The 16,860-nt window shown below is 48.6% G+C and carries 30 protein-coding genes and 1 other RNA gene; all 31 read left to right on the top strand.

All coding sequences use genetic code 11. The features are described 5' to 3' along the window. Position 1 precedes the first annotated feature (1 nt). The 31 genes from B1H56_RS09675 to B1H56_RS09545 all read left to right on the top strand — a co-directional run bounded on the left by B1H56_RS09675 (position 2) and on the right by B1H56_RS09545 (position 16,858). Positions 2-349, top strand: a complete 348-nt coding sequence (locus tag B1H56_RS09675; protein ID WP_162938990.1) for a DUF6291 domain-containing protein — start codon at positions 2-4, stop codon at positions 347-349. A gap of 305 nt (positions 350-654) precedes the next feature. After that, positions 655-1,809, top strand: coding sequence for a DnaB-like helicase C-terminal domain-containing protein (locus B1H56_RS09670; protein WP_066523762.1), 1,155 nt, complete (start codon positions 655-657; stop codon positions 1,807-1,809). 62 nt (positions 1,810-1,871) lie between these two features. Continuing rightward, a complete protein-coding gene (locus B1H56_RS09665; protein WP_066651263.1) occupies positions 1,872-2,186 on the top strand; it encodes a putative PDDEXK endonuclease in 315 nt (104 codons plus the stop codon). After that, positions 2,173-2,451 (top strand): hypothetical protein, encoded by a 279-nt coding sequence (locus B1H56_RS09660; protein ID WP_066523758.1) that lies wholly within the window; start codon positions 2,173-2,175, stop codon positions 2,449-2,451. Before B1H56_RS09665 ends, B1H56_RS09660 begins: the two co-directional genes overlap by 14 nt. 64 nt (positions 2,452-2,515) lie before the next feature. After that, the gene (locus B1H56_RS09655) at positions 2,516-2,797 is read left to right on the top strand and encodes a hypothetical protein (RefSeq protein WP_147554752.1); all 282 of its coding nucleotides are present in this window, start codon (positions 2,516-2,518) and stop codon (positions 2,795-2,797) included. Then, a complete protein-coding gene (locus B1H56_RS14590; RefSeq protein ID WP_156468679.1) occupies positions 2,794-2,964 on the top strand; it encodes a hypothetical protein in 171 nt (56 codons plus the stop codon). The genes B1H56_RS09655 and B1H56_RS14590 overlap by 4 nt, the downstream gene beginning before the upstream one ends. Before the next feature lie 5 nt (positions 2,965-2,969). Next, the gene (locus B1H56_RS09650) at positions 2,970-3,320 is read left to right on the top strand and encodes a hypothetical protein (RefSeq protein WP_147554751.1); all 351 of its coding nucleotides are present in this window, start codon (positions 2,970-2,972) and stop codon (positions 3,318-3,320) included. After that, positions 3,317-3,529, top strand: a complete 213-nt coding sequence (locus tag B1H56_RS09645) for a hypothetical protein (RefSeq protein ID WP_066523754.1) — start codon at positions 3,317-3,319, stop codon at positions 3,527-3,529. The genes B1H56_RS09650 and B1H56_RS09645 overlap by 4 nt, the downstream gene beginning before the upstream one ends. Further along, on the top strand, positions 3,526-3,714 hold the full coding sequence (locus B1H56_RS09640; protein WP_066523752.1) for a hypothetical protein: 189 nt from the start codon (positions 3,526-3,528) through the stop codon (positions 3,712-3,714). Before B1H56_RS09645 ends, B1H56_RS09640 begins: the two co-directional genes overlap by 4 nt. Then, on the top strand, positions 3,711-3,896 hold the full coding sequence (locus B1H56_RS09635; RefSeq protein WP_066651212.1) for a hypothetical protein: 186 nt from the start codon (positions 3,711-3,713) through the stop codon (positions 3,894-3,896). The genes B1H56_RS09640 and B1H56_RS09635 overlap by 4 nt, the downstream gene beginning before the upstream one ends. Continuing rightward, complete coding sequence (locus B1H56_RS09630; RefSeq protein ID WP_066523773.1) at positions 3,897-4,514, top strand: 3D domain-containing protein; 618 nt, start codon at positions 3,897-3,899, stop codon at positions 4,512-4,514. Positions 4,515-4,527: 13 nt separating this feature from the next. After that, positions 4,528-5,346 carry a DNA adenine methylase gene (locus B1H56_RS09625; protein WP_066523774.1) on the top strand — a complete coding sequence of 273 codons (819 nt, stop codon included), beginning with the start codon at positions 4,528-4,530 and terminating at the stop codon, positions 5,344-5,346. A 68-nt stretch (positions 5,347-5,414) separates the two neighbouring features. Continuing rightward, complete coding sequence (locus B1H56_RS14980) at positions 5,415-5,540, top strand: hypothetical protein (RefSeq protein WP_278288631.1); 126 nt, start codon at positions 5,415-5,417, stop codon at positions 5,538-5,540. Positions 5,541-5,558: 18 nt separating this feature from the next. Beyond that, on the top strand, positions 5,559-5,852 hold the full coding sequence (locus tag B1H56_RS09620) for a hypothetical protein (RefSeq protein WP_066523608.1): 294 nt from the start codon (positions 5,559-5,561) through the stop codon (positions 5,850-5,852). 85 nt (positions 5,853-5,937) lie between these two features. Next, entirely contained in the window at positions 5,938-6,381 is a 444-nt protein-coding gene (locus tag B1H56_RS09615; RefSeq protein WP_066523607.1) for a sigma factor-like helix-turn-helix DNA-binding protein, read from the top strand. Between the two features lie 220 nt (positions 6,382-6,601). Next, positions 6,602-6,682: a transfer-messenger RNA gene (gene ssrA / locus B1H56_RS09610) on the top strand. A 555-nt stretch (positions 6,683-7,237) separates the two neighbouring features. Further along, positions 7,238-7,441, top strand: a complete 204-nt coding sequence (locus B1H56_RS09605; RefSeq protein ID WP_066523606.1) for a hypothetical protein — start codon at positions 7,238-7,240, stop codon at positions 7,439-7,441. Positions 7,442-7,445: 4 nt separating this feature from the next. After that, the gene (locus tag B1H56_RS09600; RefSeq protein WP_066523605.1) at positions 7,446-7,826 is read left to right on the top strand and encodes a terminase small subunit; all 381 of its coding nucleotides are present in this window, start codon (positions 7,446-7,448) and stop codon (positions 7,824-7,826) included. After that, complete coding sequence (locus B1H56_RS09595) at positions 7,816-9,174, top strand: terminase (protein WP_066523602.1); 1,359 nt, start codon at positions 7,816-7,818, stop codon at positions 9,172-9,174. The genes B1H56_RS09600 and B1H56_RS09595 overlap by 11 nt, the downstream gene beginning before the upstream one ends. Positions 9,175-9,348: 174 nt before the next feature. After that, positions 9,349-10,752, top strand: a complete 1,404-nt coding sequence (locus tag B1H56_RS09590; protein WP_066523600.1) for a phage portal protein — start codon at positions 9,349-9,351, stop codon at positions 10,750-10,752. Further along, positions 10,703-12,166 (top strand): phage minor capsid protein, encoded by a 1,464-nt coding sequence (locus tag B1H56_RS09585; protein ID WP_066523598.1) that lies wholly within the window; start codon positions 10,703-10,705, stop codon positions 12,164-12,166. Before B1H56_RS09590 ends, B1H56_RS09585 begins: the two co-directional genes overlap by 50 nt. Beyond that, complete coding sequence (locus B1H56_RS14585; RefSeq protein ID WP_162938989.1) at positions 12,153-12,326, top strand: hypothetical protein; 174 nt, start codon at positions 12,153-12,155, stop codon at positions 12,324-12,326. Before B1H56_RS09585 ends, B1H56_RS14585 begins: the two co-directional genes overlap by 14 nt. Before the next feature lie 45 nt (positions 12,327-12,371). After that, the gene (locus B1H56_RS09580; RefSeq protein WP_046442643.1) at positions 12,372-12,596 is read left to right on the top strand and encodes a hypothetical protein; all 225 of its coding nucleotides are present in this window, start codon (positions 12,372-12,374) and stop codon (positions 12,594-12,596) included. A 110-nt stretch (positions 12,597-12,706) separates the two neighbouring features. Continuing rightward, a complete protein-coding gene (locus tag B1H56_RS09575; protein ID WP_066523596.1) occupies positions 12,707-13,294 on the top strand; it encodes a hypothetical protein in 588 nt (195 codons plus the stop codon). 14 nt (positions 13,295-13,308) lie between these two features. Next, positions 13,309-14,424, top strand: coding sequence for a hypothetical protein (locus B1H56_RS09570; protein WP_066523593.1), 1,116 nt, complete (start codon positions 13,309-13,311; stop codon positions 14,422-14,424). Positions 14,425-14,439: 15 nt separating this feature from the next. Continuing rightward, positions 14,440-14,604 (top strand): hypothetical protein, encoded by a 165-nt coding sequence (locus B1H56_RS14580; RefSeq protein ID WP_162938988.1) that lies wholly within the window; start codon positions 14,440-14,442, stop codon positions 14,602-14,604. Beyond that, positions 14,538-14,966, top strand: coding sequence for a DnaT-like ssDNA-binding protein (locus B1H56_RS09565; RefSeq protein WP_330547090.1), 429 nt, complete (start codon positions 14,538-14,540; stop codon positions 14,964-14,966). Before B1H56_RS14580 ends, B1H56_RS09565 begins: the two co-directional genes overlap by 67 nt. Then, positions 14,953-15,252 (top strand): hypothetical protein, encoded by a 300-nt coding sequence (locus B1H56_RS09560; protein WP_066523585.1) that lies wholly within the window; start codon positions 14,953-14,955, stop codon positions 15,250-15,252. The genes B1H56_RS09565 and B1H56_RS09560 overlap by 14 nt, the downstream gene beginning before the upstream one ends. Beyond that, positions 15,249-15,581, top strand: a complete 333-nt coding sequence (locus B1H56_RS09555; RefSeq protein ID WP_066523584.1) for a hypothetical protein — start codon at positions 15,249-15,251, stop codon at positions 15,579-15,581. Before B1H56_RS09560 ends, B1H56_RS09555 begins: the two co-directional genes overlap by 4 nt. After that, on the top strand, positions 15,578-15,979 hold the full coding sequence (locus B1H56_RS09550) for a minor capsid protein (protein ID WP_066523579.1): 402 nt from the start codon (positions 15,578-15,580) through the stop codon (positions 15,977-15,979). The genes B1H56_RS09555 and B1H56_RS09550 overlap by 4 nt, the downstream gene beginning before the upstream one ends. Beyond that, on the top strand, positions 15,980-16,858 hold the full coding sequence (locus B1H56_RS09545; RefSeq protein WP_066523578.1) for a major tail protein: 879 nt from the start codon (positions 15,980-15,982) through the stop codon (positions 16,856-16,858). Positions 16,859-16,860: the final 2 nt, after the last annotated feature.

Raw genomic sequence — 16,860 nt, 5'->3', positions numbered from 1 at the left:
GATGGCAAAAGAGGCAATATTACATCAAAGATATAGAAGAACAATCGAGAAGCTAAACCCTGAGCGCGTTAAGGCGTTAATCCTTGCCATGTTTGATTATGCCGAAAGCGGAGAACATGAAGAGCTTGACGAGGTAACGGACATTGCTTTTACGTCGATACAGGAGCAAATGGAGTACGACGATCTGCAATATCAGGAAAAATGTGATAAAAACAGGGAGAATATTCGTAAGCGTTGGAATAAAAAAGATACGACCGTATACGACCGTATACCACCGTATACGAATGATACCAATACAAAGTCAAATACAAATACAAATACAAATAAAGATATCCCCCTACCCCCTTAAACGGGGGAGGACATCCTTGAGACTGACGAGACCTTTAGAGGACTGCCTTCAAAAATACAATGTGCTCTAAAAGACTGGATAGAGTACAAGAAAGAAAAGAGACAGGCATATAAAGCCAGAGGGCTTAAAAGTTTAATTGCTCAAGTTTCCGGTCAGGTAGATCGGCATGGAGAGGATGCAGTTGTGGCACTGATCGCCGAGTGTATGGCTTCGAATTGGCAAGGGATTATATGGGATCGGCTTCCGCGTGGTGAGCCAAGCGCAGGAACCAATGAGCCAAAGCGAGTGGCAGGAGGATTTGAGATATGACGAGGGACGAATATTTTCAGCTGAAACAAAAATATGCGAACGCCGGTTTTGAGAATATGACCGACGCTGAAATGAGCGAGTTTGTGAGCTACAGCAACACGTTCGCGAAGCTGCTCGATACGGTTTCGCTGTTTGGCGGCGACGCGTTAAACCCAAAGCCCAGAATGTTTTACCGTATGAAGCACATCCGGCAAGCAGACCGGAGCAAAATCGTATCGGTGAAAAGCGGTCTTAACGGTGTGGATGGCAGGATACACGGGTTCAACAAGGGCGAATTATCAATCGTGAGCGGCACGAACGGCAGCGGAAAATCGACATGGCTGTCACAGATCGCATTGGAAGCGGCGACGCAAGGATTTAGCTCGGTAATATTTTCCGGGGAACTGAGAGCTCCAAGGGTAAAGGAATGGCTGATGCTACAGGCGGCAGGCCGCGACAACTTAGTGCAGGATGGATGGATGTATCACGTTGAAAGCAGCGCGCGGGAGAAAATTGAAAACTGGATGGACGAAAAGATTTACGTGTACAACAATGATTTTGGCCTGGCGGTAAAGCAGATCATGAAGGCGCTTGAATTCTTCACGCTGATTATGGACGTGGACGTGATCGTTCTTGATAACCTGATGAGTATGGATTTACGAGAGTATCCAGGGGACAAATACGAGAAGCAAACTGCGCTGACAATGGAGCTTTCTAATTTTGCAAAAAAGCGCAACGTTCACATTTTCTTTGTCTGCCATCCGCGTAAAAGCATGGGACTGCTGAGAAAGGAGGACATCTCTGGGACAGCCGATATTACCAATGCAGCTGACAATGTGCTAATCGTACACCGAGTGAATAATGATTTCAAGAACCGCACAATGGACTTTTTTAAGTGGAAGGCTGACGCGGCGATCTATAACTGCTCAAATGTGGTGGAAATATGCAAAAACAGAGACCTTGGAGTGCAGGACATTTTTGCGGAATCGTATTTCGACCAGCCGTCAAAGTTGTTTTTGAACCACATGGACGAGTACCGGCATTACGGCTGGGAACCAGAACAGGAGGAATGGACGGGTGAAACGCCTTTTGATAACGGCAAGTATGATGATGGAGGCAAAGCGGCAGAGGCGGAAGAGGATCAAGGAGATAGGCTTGAAGCATCCGTGTGACAGGCGGCTTAAGAAAACGATTAAGGCGGCGCTCGAGGCAAAGGCGCTGAATGATATGATCTATGGACAGCAGAAATAAGGGTAAACGCGGGGAACTTGAACTCGCGAAAGAATTGCAGAAATATGGTTTCGAGGCCCGTCGGGGACAGCAATATTGCGGAGCAAATGGAGATGCGGACGTTGTAGGGATTCCTGGATTGCATATCGAGTGCAAGCGTGTCGAACGGCTAAATGTGGAAAATGCCCTGCGGCAAGCGGAGGCGGACGCAAAAGCGGGAGAAATACCCGTTGTGATGCACCGGGCGAACCGGGAGGAATGGAAGGTCACACTGCGGCTTAAGAATTTTATGGAGATATGGAAAAATGACGGAAAATGAGATGATAGCAAGCGTTTCTGAAATGAAAACAGTTCCGGTCGAGGAAGATAACAAGTCCAAATATTACGCGACCAATCCATATCTTAGGACGTGCCCGGTCTGTAGAAAGGTCTTTAATGCAACGCCCGGGTGGGCGTACCGGAAGCCGAGAAAGTGGTATTGCTGCTACACGCATTACGTTGAAGGCGGCGGCGACGGCGGGATGGACAGGGTTAAGGGAAAGAAAGTGAGATTTTATAATAACACGGTCAAAGGTGGAAGGTGATGGCTGAAAAACTAAAACGCTGCCCGAACTGCGGGCGGAAGCTAAGGCCGGAAGGGAGCGGGGAATGAGCAAGACATGTGATAGATACGGAAAAGAACTTACTGACCGAGACAGGACGACAATTTGTTTGGAGTGTGAGGTGGCGCTTGCCGAGGAAGTGATTAAGAATCTGGAAGCCGAGAACGCCGCCCTGCGGGAGAAGCTTGCGGCGGCAATAGAAGATATACGACGCATAGCGCCTTGCTCATTATGCAAGCATAACGGAAAACAACCATGCAAAAACGAAGATGTAGGACACGAAAAGTGTTTTGAGCGGCGCGGCGGACAGGAAGGAGAAGAGGAATGATAATAAGAAAATATGGAAAAATCAAACCGGGAAAAGTTAAATGCTCTGAATGTGATGCTCTACTGAAATATGATGTTGATGATATCAAACAGTATATGTGGGGAGATTATCGAGTGGAGTGCCCTATCTGTGGAAATATGATAACAGTCTATAAAGAGGTGCGGTGAATAAAATGGAGAGACTGACATTTGAAGGCAATTTTTGTGACATCGCCCAGTGCAAAGATGTGTCGGGCGGATCGTTTTGCGAATATGGCTATTGCGATCAGCGCAGAGTGTGGGAACGGCTGAAAGCCTACGAGGATATCGGCACAGTAGAAGAATTTGCGGCGTATAAGCAGACGGTCGATTACGCTAAAGCAAAGGTAAAAGAAATCCAAGACCGCATAGATGCGAGAGCAGGAGATAATTACCATGATGAAACCAAACGGACGCTCATTCTTGAAGAAAGACAAGGAGCATATATCACGATTTTAGAAGCAGCCGAGGCAGCATTGGCGGCAAAGGAGGGAGAGCGGGAATGATGTTTGTTCTGCAATATAAGCAGTTGCATATAGTACAAGAACAGATGCGTAAAAACAGGACACACCAGACGCACCGATGGAAAGATTATGCAATGTGTGAGGACAGGAAACCGCTTGACGATTTTATTGTCAGGCAAAAAAGACCTGACGAATGGCGAGTTGAAGAAAGGCCGTTTGAGGCGCTTGAAGCGCAGGAGGAGAGGGAATGAAAAAGATCAGAACAAAGCGGGGGAAGGTTCACATTGTCCGTTCGTGGGGAGACATCTACGTTATGTGCGAGTGCGGAAAATGGGCGTCGTTGCCGACCGAAGAAGTACCCGAGGACACTGAAACGACGTGCAAGGGCTGTGTGAAGTTTGAGACACTGGCGGCAAAGGAGGGGGAGAGGGAATGAAGCGAACATTAGATAATTGCAAGCTGGTTACAAAATATGGACACCCACGCCAAACGAACGGAACGTGTGATGGGTTCCAAAAATCTGAATATGATGATGAGCCGTACAGCGTGTGTGTGGACTGCCCGTTGCACTACATAAATGTCGAAGAGCGGGAAGCGCAGGAGCAGGGGGAAGAATAGATGACCAATAAAACAAAGCAAACGATCCTGATTATCATATTATGCGTCCTAGTATTTATGCTGATACTCACAATCAATGCGATGCATGCCTCTGCCGCCTCCCTGGACACGGCGGAAGTCACGGAGCTGCGGATCGCTACAACGGACTGCGCTTATACCATGCGGCCGATGGGCGAGTTGGCAGAAGAGGTCAAGGCAGGCGATACCGTCTATGTGATCAGCACGATGGAATACGAGGGCTGCGCGGGTATGACGGAATACGTCTTATGCAACACAGATAACGGCCTGCGGTGGCTGTGGGGCGGGTTTACGGGGTATCAGGCGGCGGCAAGTACATCCGATTCCACTGGCGGGGATATCAAGACGGTCACGGCGTACTGCTCGGCCTGCGATTCAACAGGTATCACAGCAAGCGGAAAACCTCTTGCATGGGGCAGGGTGGCAAGCAATGATTACCCGATAGGGACAAGGCTTTACATCGACGGCTACGGGGAGTGCGTGGTTGAAGATCGTATGAGGGACAACGGCAAGGTAGATGTGTACTTAGGAGACCGCGATGTATGTTCTTGCGGAAGCGAGTGGGGCAGGCGGCAGATCGCGGTCGAGGTGATGGGGTAAAGGGGACGGAATAATGAACGCAATACTGAAATATCCGGGAGGAAAATGGAAGCTGGCAGAGTGGATCACGTCATTTTTCCCGGAGCATAAAGTATATCTGGAACCATACTGCGGGAGTGCAGCCGTGTTTTTCTGCAAAACGCCTGTTCCGTACGAAACGATAAATGATATTGACGGTCGAATTTACAATCTTTTCCGCGTTATCAGGGATAAACCTGATGAATTGGCCTATGCACTTGAATGCACACCGTTTGCAAGGCGGGAATTTGAATCGGTACATGAACCGCACGCAGGGGATCAAATCCAGCTGACGGGGAACGATGTTGAAGATGCGCGGCGGTTCCTGATTCGATGCAATCAAGGATTTGGATGCAAGCTTGCCGACCGCGTAGGATGGAAGAACACTAAGAGCAGTGCGGGGCCGATTAATGCACAAATATGGGGGAAAATGCCGGAATATGTATACCCAATATGCAAACGGCTGAAAGAAGCGCAGATTGAGAACCGACCAGCTGTGGAACTCATAGAAAAATATAATCATCAAGATTGCCTTATCTATGCCGACCCGCCTTACACCCCTGATGTGAGAAAAGGAAGGATTTATAGTTACGAAATGCTTGATCCGAAAGAGCACGAAAAGCTTTTACGGCTGCTTTTGAATCATTGCGGTATGGTGGTGCTATCCGGGTACGATAATGAACTTTACAACGACATGCTGACGGGATGGCACACGGAAACAAAACAGGCAAATGCAAACAGCGGAGCAATCCGGACTGAAAAACTCTGGATGAATTTTGATCAGCAAATAACGCTATGGAACATGGGACTATAAGCGCATAGGCGCGAGAGAAGAAATCACGAAATCCCCAACACCGAAGTATCAGGAAAGGAGATATGAAAATGAATAAAACAGGTGTAATAGCAATAATTGTTTTAATTGCATTTATCATAGGCGGAATATTTTTGACCAATGTGATCATCCAGTCTGATTTACCTGACTGGTGGAAATTTGTATTGTTGAAGTAAAGAAAGGATTGTAAAAATATGGACGAATTGATTGAAGCGGTAAAGGCACTGGCACGTGAGGAATACGAGAGAGCGGCTAAAAAATTCGGTGGAAATTTTAATAGCCCGCATGAGGTGTATGCGGTGATTCTCGAAGAGGTCGAGGAAGCGGGCGATGAATTTGATTGTATAAGAGGATATTTGGCAGAATATTGGGATTGCGTTAAAAATAATGAAGTTGGAGAATGGCCTCTTTATATTGAGAAATCTGCAATCCAAGCAGCCGCTGAATGTATCCAGATAGCGGCTATGGCGTATAAGGCGAGGAGGTAAAAAAAAGAACAGCCCACGGGCTGCGGAACTGCTCTTTCCGGGTATTGATTTTCGCTAAATATAGTATACCACAGGAGGGGCGGATTTGGAAGCGGTTGAAAACAAGTTGTATCAGTACTCGGAATATAAAAAACGAATAGAAGAACAGGAGAAGCAGATTGCGGAACTTATGGATAAAAAGGACGCACTGGCGGAGCGCATGCTGCGCGGCCAAAATCTTGATGCCGTCCGGGTTATGGGCGGCCTTACTTCCGATCCCGTGTTTGCTGCTGTACAAAAAATGGTCGATGTATACGGAACGAGGATAGACGCTATCCGAAAAGAGATCGTAAACCTCTACTATCTTTCGGATGATATCATGCGGATGATCAATGAAGCATGGCTGACGGAGAAAGAAAGGGAATATATTCAGTACCGATACTTTGAAGGACTGAGAGTGTCGCAAATAGCGGCGCGAATGGATTATAGTGAAAAACAAGTTTGGAGATTAAAGCAAAGCGCATTAAAAAAAATGAAACATGACCGTTAGAGGGAAGGTAATGTCCGATTTTTTGTGATAGTATGACATTGTGAGAAAATATGAAAAGCGTCATCCTGATGGGTGGCGTTTTTGTTTTGCCAATGAAATAAGCCAGAGCTTTCTGGTTAGCTATGCCGAGGACGTGTGAGGCGGGAATGTTTGAGAATCTCCTTTCCCAAGAAGAAAAACTATATTAACGGGGGATGCGGGACTGTAGGCATAGCAATATGGGGATGTGAATGGTTTCGACGCGATGTAAGCCCGAAGAGGAAATTCGCGGACACGAGTTCAATTCTCGTCATCTCCACCAGTGCCAGTGCGTGGGTAGGCATGGAAACGCACGAAAATCCGCGAATAAAATGCAGTGAACCGTATGCCTGCGGAGAATTGCGCGGGGGCGGGCTGGAGCGGACTGGCTAGAGATCAGCGGCCCCTTTTATAAGATTCCATGCGGAGAGGTCAATAAAGTCACGTGAAAGCGGGTAGGCGCATACCGCTATAATCAGGCGGCATTTGGGAAGCTGTCGAGTGCCAACGGGAATAGCCGTGCGCCCAAGCTGGCTGATACCCGAAAAAACCAAGCCGTAGGTTTCCTGCACAGATAAGAGCAGGTTTTAGAGCGGAATAGGATTAAATGATTGCCGCTTGCCCGCAGCGACATATAAATAGCGGGCTTGAAATCACCTACCATGTTGTAGGATGATGTCCTTCCACGCTAATAGGCTCAATGCTAATGGTGTGGCATGAAGTTAATAATCCGTATGCAGTACCAGAGGTGCGCAAGTGGCGAATGAACCAGCGCCCGGGGAGCCATGCGGGGAATAGCGTCATCCTGATGGGTGGCGTTTTTGTTTAAGGAGAAAATATGGGAAGCAGTGTATACAACGAAAGCCACTGTCTTGATACAACGGCTAAAGAAGCAATAGACAATGCAGATAAATACCTATTCGCGGACAAAAAGGCAATGGAGTTTGTCAGCCTTCTGCATAGGATGGCAAAGGCGGCAGGATATATCATAACAGACCGGATTGTATTTCTGGATAAGCAGACGGGGAAAGAGTATAGGTGAGAATATGTCAGAGAACAAACGGGGAAGGCCGTTAAAATTTAAAACTGTTAAGGCATTGCAGGATGCAATAGATAAATACTTTGCGGATTGCGAAGGAACGGGCGAACCGTTGACAGTCACGGGCCTTGCTCTTGCGTTGGAAACAACACGGGATGTCCTCATAGATTACCAAGGGAAAGACGAATATTCCAACGCGGTAAAAAAGGCGAAGCTCAAAATTGAGAATGCATACGAAAAAAGATTGATCGGAAGAGGCAACGGTGGGGACATATTTGCATTGAAACAGTTTGGATGGAAAGACAAGCAGGAAACCAAGATTGAAGCAGGGGACAGTTTGGCGGCTGCTGTAGAGCAAGCGTGGCTAAGTAGAAGAAATGAACGCTGACGCAATCAACTATTATGTCGATCACCCAGTAGAATTTGCCGTTGACTTAATCGGCGTAACGCCTGACGATGTACAGGCAGATATCATGCGCAGTGTGGCTAATAACCCAAGAACCACGGTCCGAAGTGGGCACGGTATTGGGAAATCTGCGCTGGAATCGTGGCTGATTCTTTGGTTTTTGTGTACGCGGCCATCTCCAAAGATACCATGCACGGCACCAACGAAGCATCAACTTTATGATATCCTTTGGGCGGAAGTGGCAAAATGGCTGAACGGCTCCAAACTGAAAACTGAAATAGAGTGGACGTATGAACGGGTGTATATGAAAGGCCATCCGGAAAACTGGTTCGCGGTGCCCAGGACAGCAACAAAGCCCGATGCGCTGCAAGGCTTCCATGCCGAGCATATCTTGTATATTATCGATGAGGCAAGCGGCGTACCGGATAAGATATTCGAACCGGTGCTTGGAGCGTTATCAACGCCGGACGCAAAACTGCTGATGTGCGGGAATCCTACGAACCTCTCGGGGTTCTTTTTTGATTCTCACAATAGGAGCCGGAAGTTATATAACGGATTCCATGTATCAAGCGCACAGTCGCCGCGCGTAGACGCTGAATTCGTACGTATGATTATAGAGATGTACGGCGAGGATTCAGATGTCTTCCGGGTGCGCGTGGCTGGTGAGTTTCCGAAGCAGGCTGCGGATAGTTTCATCGCTCTGGAGTGGGTGGAGAAGTGTAGCAAGAAGTCCGTGGTAACAAAAGCCGAGAAAGTAATAGACATTGGCGTTGATGTGGCGCGGTACGGCGACGACAAGAGCGTCATATGCCCGCTGTTTGACAGACGATACCAGCAAAGACCGGAGATATACGCCCACAATGACACGATGGAAATCGCAGGGCATATAGCGGCTATGGTGAAGCGGTACAACGATGAATATCCGGGGGTTGAAACGCGGGTAAAAATTGATTGCGACGGTCTCGGGGTCGGCGTATATGACCGTTTACGGGAACAGGGCCTGCCCTGCGTTCTCCGGGAATGCCATTTCGGAGGACGGGGCGGCAAAATTCGAGGAGAAGACCCGGTTGAAATGGCGAATTCAACAGGTCTAATGTGGGGCACAGTTCGCAATATGCTGAAATGCGGCGAAATAGAATTGTTTTACGATGATGAGCAGATCATCCAGCTATCGGATCGCAAGTACAGGATCAACAGCAACGGGGAGATCGAGCTTGAACGCAAAGAAGAAATGAAGAAGCGCGGTTTGCATTCGCCCGACCTTGCGGACGCTCTTGCGCTGGCGGTATACGAGCCACTAGGCGGACGGTTTATCGACGTATATTACTGATTCTGTATTTTTATGCGGTCATAAATGAGGAAGAAAAACTGAATATTTTGCTTGAAAAACTGAATATTCAGCAATGTTTTGTGAATATGAAATAGAAATTATGCAAAAAGGAGCTCAACTATTCGCAAAACTATACTTAAACGAAAAGTTGAAAGCGACGGGGAAAGAGTAAAAATGCTTACAAATTTAGATTGGATCGGAACCGGGAAACCTTTTCCGCCGGAATGTGAAAAGAAACGTCTTGAACGGTACGAAGCAAACGAAAAGCTGTTTGAAGGGAAACATAAAGATGTTTTCGGGGCGGATTTCCAGAAATTAGCGGACTACTTGAAAAAGCGAAATGTCGATGTGAATACGGTAATCAACTATCCGCAGTTATTAACTAAGAAAACTGCGGATTTTGTTTGCGGTGAAATGCCGACGATCACAGTTGGGAAGAAAAAATCGGATGAGCTGAATGATGTTCTGGATAATATGGGATTTGCGAACACACTGTATGAAGCAATCATGGACGTTTCGAGGTTCGGCAATTCGCCCGTTAAAGTCCTCGGCGACCGTATATCCATCGTTCCGCCCGAAAACTGGTATCCGGTTGTAGACGCTTATGACACAAAACACGTCACGCAGCATGTGATTGCCTTTTACGCAAACGGGGGAATATATGCCGAGATACACGACATTGGGAAGTATGAAATACGGCGCTACGAAGCTCAAAAGGGGGCTGGGGATAAAGTTCCGATGAAGTTCGGAAAACTGTTAAGCAGCGAAATGAAAACGACGGGCGCGGACGATTACGCGGTCAAAGTGTTTTCCAACGTTGGGCAATCTAAAAGCATATACGGTATTGACGATTACGGGGTAATAGCGGATATCCTGCGGCAATTAATGTGGCGGTTGTATTGCATGGATTTAATACTAGACAAGCATAGCGTGCCGACTGTAATAGGCCCACGCACCGCGTTGAGGGAGGACCCCATAACCGGGGAACAAATATTTGTGCCTGGAAACTATTTCCCGAGAGACCGTGAAACAGACGCCAAGCCGGAGTATATGACGTGGGAAGGGAATTTACAGGCGACGCAATGGGAGATTGATTGGTTAACGAATCAACTTTATACACTGTCGGAAATGGGCGCGGCCTTTTTAGAGGGAGCGGGGAAAGGCGAGGCCAATAGCGGAACCGCGTTAAGACTGCGCATGACTTCGCCGTTGATTAAAGCCCGAAGGGTCGCAGGGATCAACACGCAGACGCTAAAACGGGTTGTGCGGCTTGTGGCGATGGCAAACAATATGAAGATAGATACAAAAGACATAGCGGCTGCCTGGAAGGACGGCTTGCCGGACGACAGGCGCGAGAATGCGGAAATCCTAGCGATGGCAACAGGAAACAAACCGTTCATGAGCCAAACGACGGCAGTTAAGGAATGGGGCGATCTTGACGACGAGGCAGCACAGGAGGAAATTGACAGGATCGAAACGGAAGAAGCGGCGCAGAATCCTACAGTGTACCGGCCAATGGAGATAACCGATGGACAGAGCGAAGGAATTAATACAGCAGTACAAACAGGCCCAGGATGAGATAACGCAGGAAATTGGAAAAGAGGCTAAAGGAACACAAGGAGAGTACAAGCACAAACTGATGGCGCGGATATCCGCAATCCTTGCTGGGTTGTACGCCGCAACGGAAGCATGGAGCGTCCGGCATATCCCACAAATATACAGCGAAGGCATTCAGCAGGCGCAGCGTGGGGTAAATGCACAATACAGGGCGGCGGGAAAAACACCGCCAAATATTGGAAAGGCGACATCGGCAGATTTTGACGCAGTATCCATCCTGCAAAGGAATCTGAATGCCGACCTTACAAACGCGGTTGGCCATGTAGGGCGCATGATGGATGATGAGATACGAAAGGCCGGAATAAAGGCTTCTCTCGAAAAGGTATCATCAGGGCAGACTGTAAGGCAGATGCAGCGCAACCTTGTGCAAATGCTTGAAGAAAAAGGCGTTGCTGCGCTTGAGTATATGCGCGGTGGCAAGAAGTGCTATATGAGCCTCGACGCTTACGCGGAGCTTGTGGCCCGGTCAACGGTACACGAGGCGCAAAACACAGCAAACATTAACTTAGGCGTACGGATTGGCAACGATTTAGTAAAAATGTCCTCGCATTTTGGTTCATGCCCAATATGCGAACCATATCAGGGACGGGTATTCAGCGTAAGCGGGAATGATCCGAATTATCCGGCGCTTTACGATACCCCGTGGTCGAGCGCTTACCAGAATTTCCATCAGCACTGCCGGCACATATTGACACAATATATCGAAGAACTGCAACCGCCGGAAGAAATCCAGAAGATGCGCGACTACTCGAACCGATCGTTTGACATCGGCGGGAAAGGATGGACAAAGGAACAGGCTGCACAGGCAAAAAGGAGCCTAGCAAACTATCGGACCGGACAGGACAGAAAGCGCAAGCTGTATACTGATCGCAAACAATGGCAAAGATATAAGGCGGTTTTGGGAGACGACGCGCCAAAATCATTTTCAGGGTTCCGCAGGATGAAGCAATCAGGAAACGATAAGTGGCAGTATACGCAGCTTGACTATAGGCGTAGGAAAAAACTGATTGATCATCCTGATTTGGCCTTGCCGAATGCTGATAAAACGACGGCTGCAAAAGATAAATTCACTCAATACCTGTTTGGGGGAACAAATGCCGACGGATTGGCAAAAGGTCGTGCGCTCCAAAGCCGTTTAGGGTATAATATAGATAGCTGGGAAGACCTGCAACAAGAGATATTGACAAGGGCGACGAAATACCCGGCGACGCTGCGCGATTTAGACGAATACGGAACGGCGTATACGCAAAAGATTATCTTGTATGGAAATAAGGGTAAGCCTGCAAATGTGATTGTCGGTTGGAAAACTCAGGGAGATAAAACATGGATGACAAGCGCATATATAAAAGAGGTTGAAAGACATGGAAAAAATTAAACAATATGATGCCGTACTGCTGAAAGATGGTCGGCGGGCTGCGGTTGTTGAAATATACGGGAATCAGGATGTTTTTGACGTAGATGTCGGCTCGTCGCCAAAGGATTGGGACACCATAACTGTGAAGCGCGACGAAATAGAAAAAATAATAAACGACTAAGCAGAACGCTGAAATAGCGTTCTTTTTGTTTGGGAGGAAATATAGATGTCGAACGAACGGAGAGAATTGCTTTTAAAACTCGGTTTTTTTCCGGTAACGGATGATTTCTGGTACGGGGCCGAAATGCCGTTCGCGGTAAGTGAATTCGATTGGGGATTTAGAATGCCTTTTTCGAAACAACATATAATGCCGTGGCGTGAAAAGACATTAGAATCAAAAAGCAATGAAGAACTTAAAAAGATAGCAACCAAGCTTCTGCTTGAAAGATAAGCAATATTGAATGAATACCACTCTTTCGAGGGTGGTTTTTTAATACCCTTTTACGGAGTTGGGAAAAACCGGGAGATAACGGGCGACGGCCCTAAAACGGGGAGGCAATTATGCTGAAATATTTATTTCCTTTTATGGACGCAGACGGGGCAGGAACGGGCGTTGCAAGCGCACAAGACGGCGCGGGAGACGCGGAACGGGAAAACCCACAGGCGCAAAGCGAAAGCGGACAAGAAGGCGCTGACGAGCGTAAAACGGGGGATGTGAAATCGGAAGCGCAAAAGATCGCGGATGGGATTGTCAGGAAAAGACTTAAAGGTCTTGAGAAAGAGGACATAGAGCTATATAAGGCGCACAAGGATGAATTCATCAAGTTTATGGATTCCCAAAAGTCTGAAGCTGACAAAGTAAGCGAAGCGCAACGCAAGGCGGAGGAAGCCTTACGCGGTGCAGCGGCAAAAGAGGCTAAGGCAAACGCCATGATTGCTGCGATAAGCGCAGGCATCAAAACTGAGCATCTGGAAGACGCTGTGATTCTCGCAATGGCGCGTGTAAATGATGACACATCTATTGAAGATGCTATCCAGACGGTAGCAAAAAACAATCCCGCATGGGTAGCGGGCGTAGAACTGCCGGGAAGCGGCGGAAATCCGGCGAAAAACGAAGAAGATAAAAAAACGCCGCCAACAATGATTTAGGAGGATAAATACAAATGGCAAGAATCACAAGTTTAAGCATGCTACTTGACCCGGAAGGAAAAGATTTCCTTGCGGAACGTTATGGCGTTGTAATCGACAATATCCAGCACAGGATGATATCGTCGATGCTAAAAAACAAAGACCTAAGTGGCGATCCGACAACGGGTAGCGTGGAAGCAAAACGGTTTGCAAATTCGGAGTCTAAAGAATACGGCACAGCGCGGGCGGCAGCAAAGGGCGATCTCGTAAAGGCGAAGCCTGTTACGGTACAGATTGACGTTGACCGCGAAATCGTGGAAGAACTTGAAGAAAAGGACACGAAGCTTTATGGAGTGGAAGGCCTTATTGTGAGAAGGACTCAAAACCATACGCTTTCAATGTCCCGTGAGCTGGAACGCGCATTTTTCGACAAAGCGGTTGAAACGGGGACAAAGTTCTCTACAAGCGAAAGCGCCGCACAGGATATCCTTGAAGCAGCGATACAGAGCGTGGAAACAACAAAAAATAATTATGTTGATGGTGTGCCGCGTGATATGATCCACGTAACAGCAAGCCCGGAATTCTATGGTGAAATCCGAAAGTATCTGGATTCGGTGGAAAACTCAAATATCGACACTGCGGCGGAATCGTTCAACGCATTCCACGGAGTAAGGGTGGATAGTTCCGTGTATCTTCCGGCAGGGGCGAAATTCGTGGTCATGGTTTATGGCTCGATTGCGCAGCCGGTTCTTCCGAAACCGTATGCGGCGGAAAAAATTGGCCTTGCTGATGCGTATGCGTTGGAATTGTTCTATTATTACGGCACCAAAGAGGTCATGCCTGACCTGATCCAGTATTATGGCGACATTGCGCCCGGCACCCTGTCGGTTACATCGGTAGAGGGTACTGCATCTGGGAATACAAAAGTAACAGTGCAGCCGTCGATTAGCAGCGGAAACAGCTATAAGTATAAGACGGGTGCATCCATTACAGCCCCGACCTACGACCAGAGCCTTACATCCGGCTGGACAGTCTGGGACGGAACATCGGACATCACGGCAACCACTGGTAATAAGATCGGGATTGCCGAAGTAGACGGAAGTAACAAATGCAAGAAGTACGGCGAGGCAACAGTCGCGTCAAAAGCATAAGGCGGGTGGTCTGGCATGGGCCTTACAACGGGCATTGACACATATGTGACCACAGAAGAAGCGGGCGCATATATCGCAATGCATTACCTATCCACGGATGAACAGCGCATGGCGTGGGAAAACGCGGGGACGATAAGGAAATCGCCCTCCGCCGCGCCTGTGCCGCGCTGGATTCGTTGACGTTCCGGGGCGTAAAATTTGCTTTTCCACAGCCTTTGGCGTTTCCGCGTTACTTTGGGGAGAATTACGCCATGATCGATGGCGTTCTGTATGCGCCGGAGGTTGACCGGTACCCAGAATTAAGAGAGGTGCCGCAGGCCATAAAAGCAGCGCAGATCGAGGAAGCCTTAGAGATCATAAGCCCATCAGAGGCAACGGAAAACCGGGAAATACGAAATGGCCCGGTTCAGTCGTATTCCATCGGACATTTGTCCGAGAGCTTCGATAAGGCTTCGGTTGGATCATTGCAATCTGCTCTTGCAAGCGTGAGGGCGCAGGAATTGATCCGGCCATACACGGGAGGCGGTTATGAGGTACGGTAACAGATTGGGGCAATATTGCAATCAGACTGTGACGCTGGAGCGCGCGGCCGGGCCGGACGAGTGGGGCGCGTCAGGATACGAGCCAGCGGTAGAAATTAAAGCCAGAAAAGAGGCGAATCGTAAGATGATACGCGACGCGGAAGGAAACACGGTCGTTTCCAATACCACGGTTTACAGCACGGTCGAAGTGAGACCGAACGACAAGATCGATGGGTCGGAAGTGATTAGCGCTGGCGAGTGGATAGAACGCGACGGCACAATATGCGGATGGGAGGCGTATCTATGAGTTTGAATTGGTACGGCGATCAGGCGCTTGATGCTATTACAAATTCAGTGCAGGACGGGCTTGTGGACTGCGGTGTTGACCTGCAAAGCAAATCCGTACAGGAGGCCCCGGTAGATACTGGCGATCTCCGCGCCGATTGTGCGGTGACGGAGGAGCTGCTTGATGTGACCGTGGGCTATGATCTTCCGTATGCGATGAAGCAGCACGAAGAACTAGGCTACAACCATCCAAAAGGCGGCAAAGCAAAATATCTAGAAGATCCGTTCAATGAAAATGCCGAAAGGTATGTCGAACATATCAGGAAAAAGGCAGGCGATGCAATCAGATGATGATTCAGGATATGGGAAGGTATTTACAGGAGCGCGGGATTGGAGCGGTTGGGAAATATATATTCCTGTCGCTGCTTCCTGATTCGCCTGTTGAGTGCATGGCGCTTTACGAGTACCAGGGACAGCCGGGGAATCAGATCGCAGGTACGGAAGTACCGGGCCTGCAAATATGCGTGCGGACAAAGCGTTATCCTGATGGGTACGCAAAACTAAAAGAGGCGCACAATGCGCTCAAAGCAATTGGATTTGAAGATGGAGAACTCCCGGAGGGCGTTGTTATAAACGACGTCCAATATTTCCGTGCCCAGCCCGCCATGAGCGGGATCATTCAGGATCGCGACGAAAACGGGAATCTCTTATTGAAAAGAAGTTATTACATCACAAAGGAGGAAGAATAAGTGAGTAAACCAAGACCGAGAATTGGCGTAGACCAGTTGTATTATGCAAAGGTGCTTTCCGATACACCGGAAGGTACTGTTTATTCTGCGCCCGTGTGGATGCAGGGCGTGAATACGGTTGGGTATAACCCCAACACGCAGAATGGATCGTACGACGCAGACGACGGGACATATGAAAGCTATGCGGCAGACGGAGAGGTACAGACCACAATTACAGTGGCCGATCTGTTGCCCGCCATATATGCCGACTTATTGGGGCTGCAAAGGGATGCGAACGGAATGGTGATCGAAGGGGAGGCCGATAACGCGCCGGAGGTCGCTATTGGGTTCAGATCGCAAAAGTCCAACGGGGAATACCGCTTTATCTGGGTATTAAAAGGAAAATTCTCAAAACAGCAAGAGGACTATAACACCAAAGGCGGAAGCGGCGTTACATATCAGGGAAAAACGATCATGCATACTGCGCTTAAACGTATCTCTGACGGGGAACGGCGGCATATTCTCGACAGCGACGATCCCTTGCATACATTAACATTGGCGCAGCTTTCCGATCCGGTTAACGGATGGTTTTCTTCACCCAACTTCACGGTTGCGGGATATAACAACACGGTAACGCCGGTATCTGACCTTGTGGCATCTGCCGGATCGGCGGCGGGCGAAATCACGCTTGCGTGGACGGCTGCAACGGGCGCGTCCAATGTGGCCATTCAGGTATCGCAGGGCAGCGATTGGATCACGGTAGACAACAAGACTGCTTCGGACAGCGCGGCAACGCTCACGGGCTTGCAAGCGGGCAAGGACTACCTTGTGCGCCTGTATGTAACCGGGGGCACAAAAGCGGGCGTCTCGAACGTAAGCGCGGCGAAGGCAGGTGCGTGAGC

Origin of the sequence: Christensenella minuta (assembly GCF_003628755.1) — a bacterium.
Lineage (GTDB): Bacteria > Bacillota > Clostridia > Christensenellales > Christensenellaceae > Christensenella > Christensenella minuta.
This window is presented reverse-complemented; position numbering and strand designations above follow the sequence as displayed.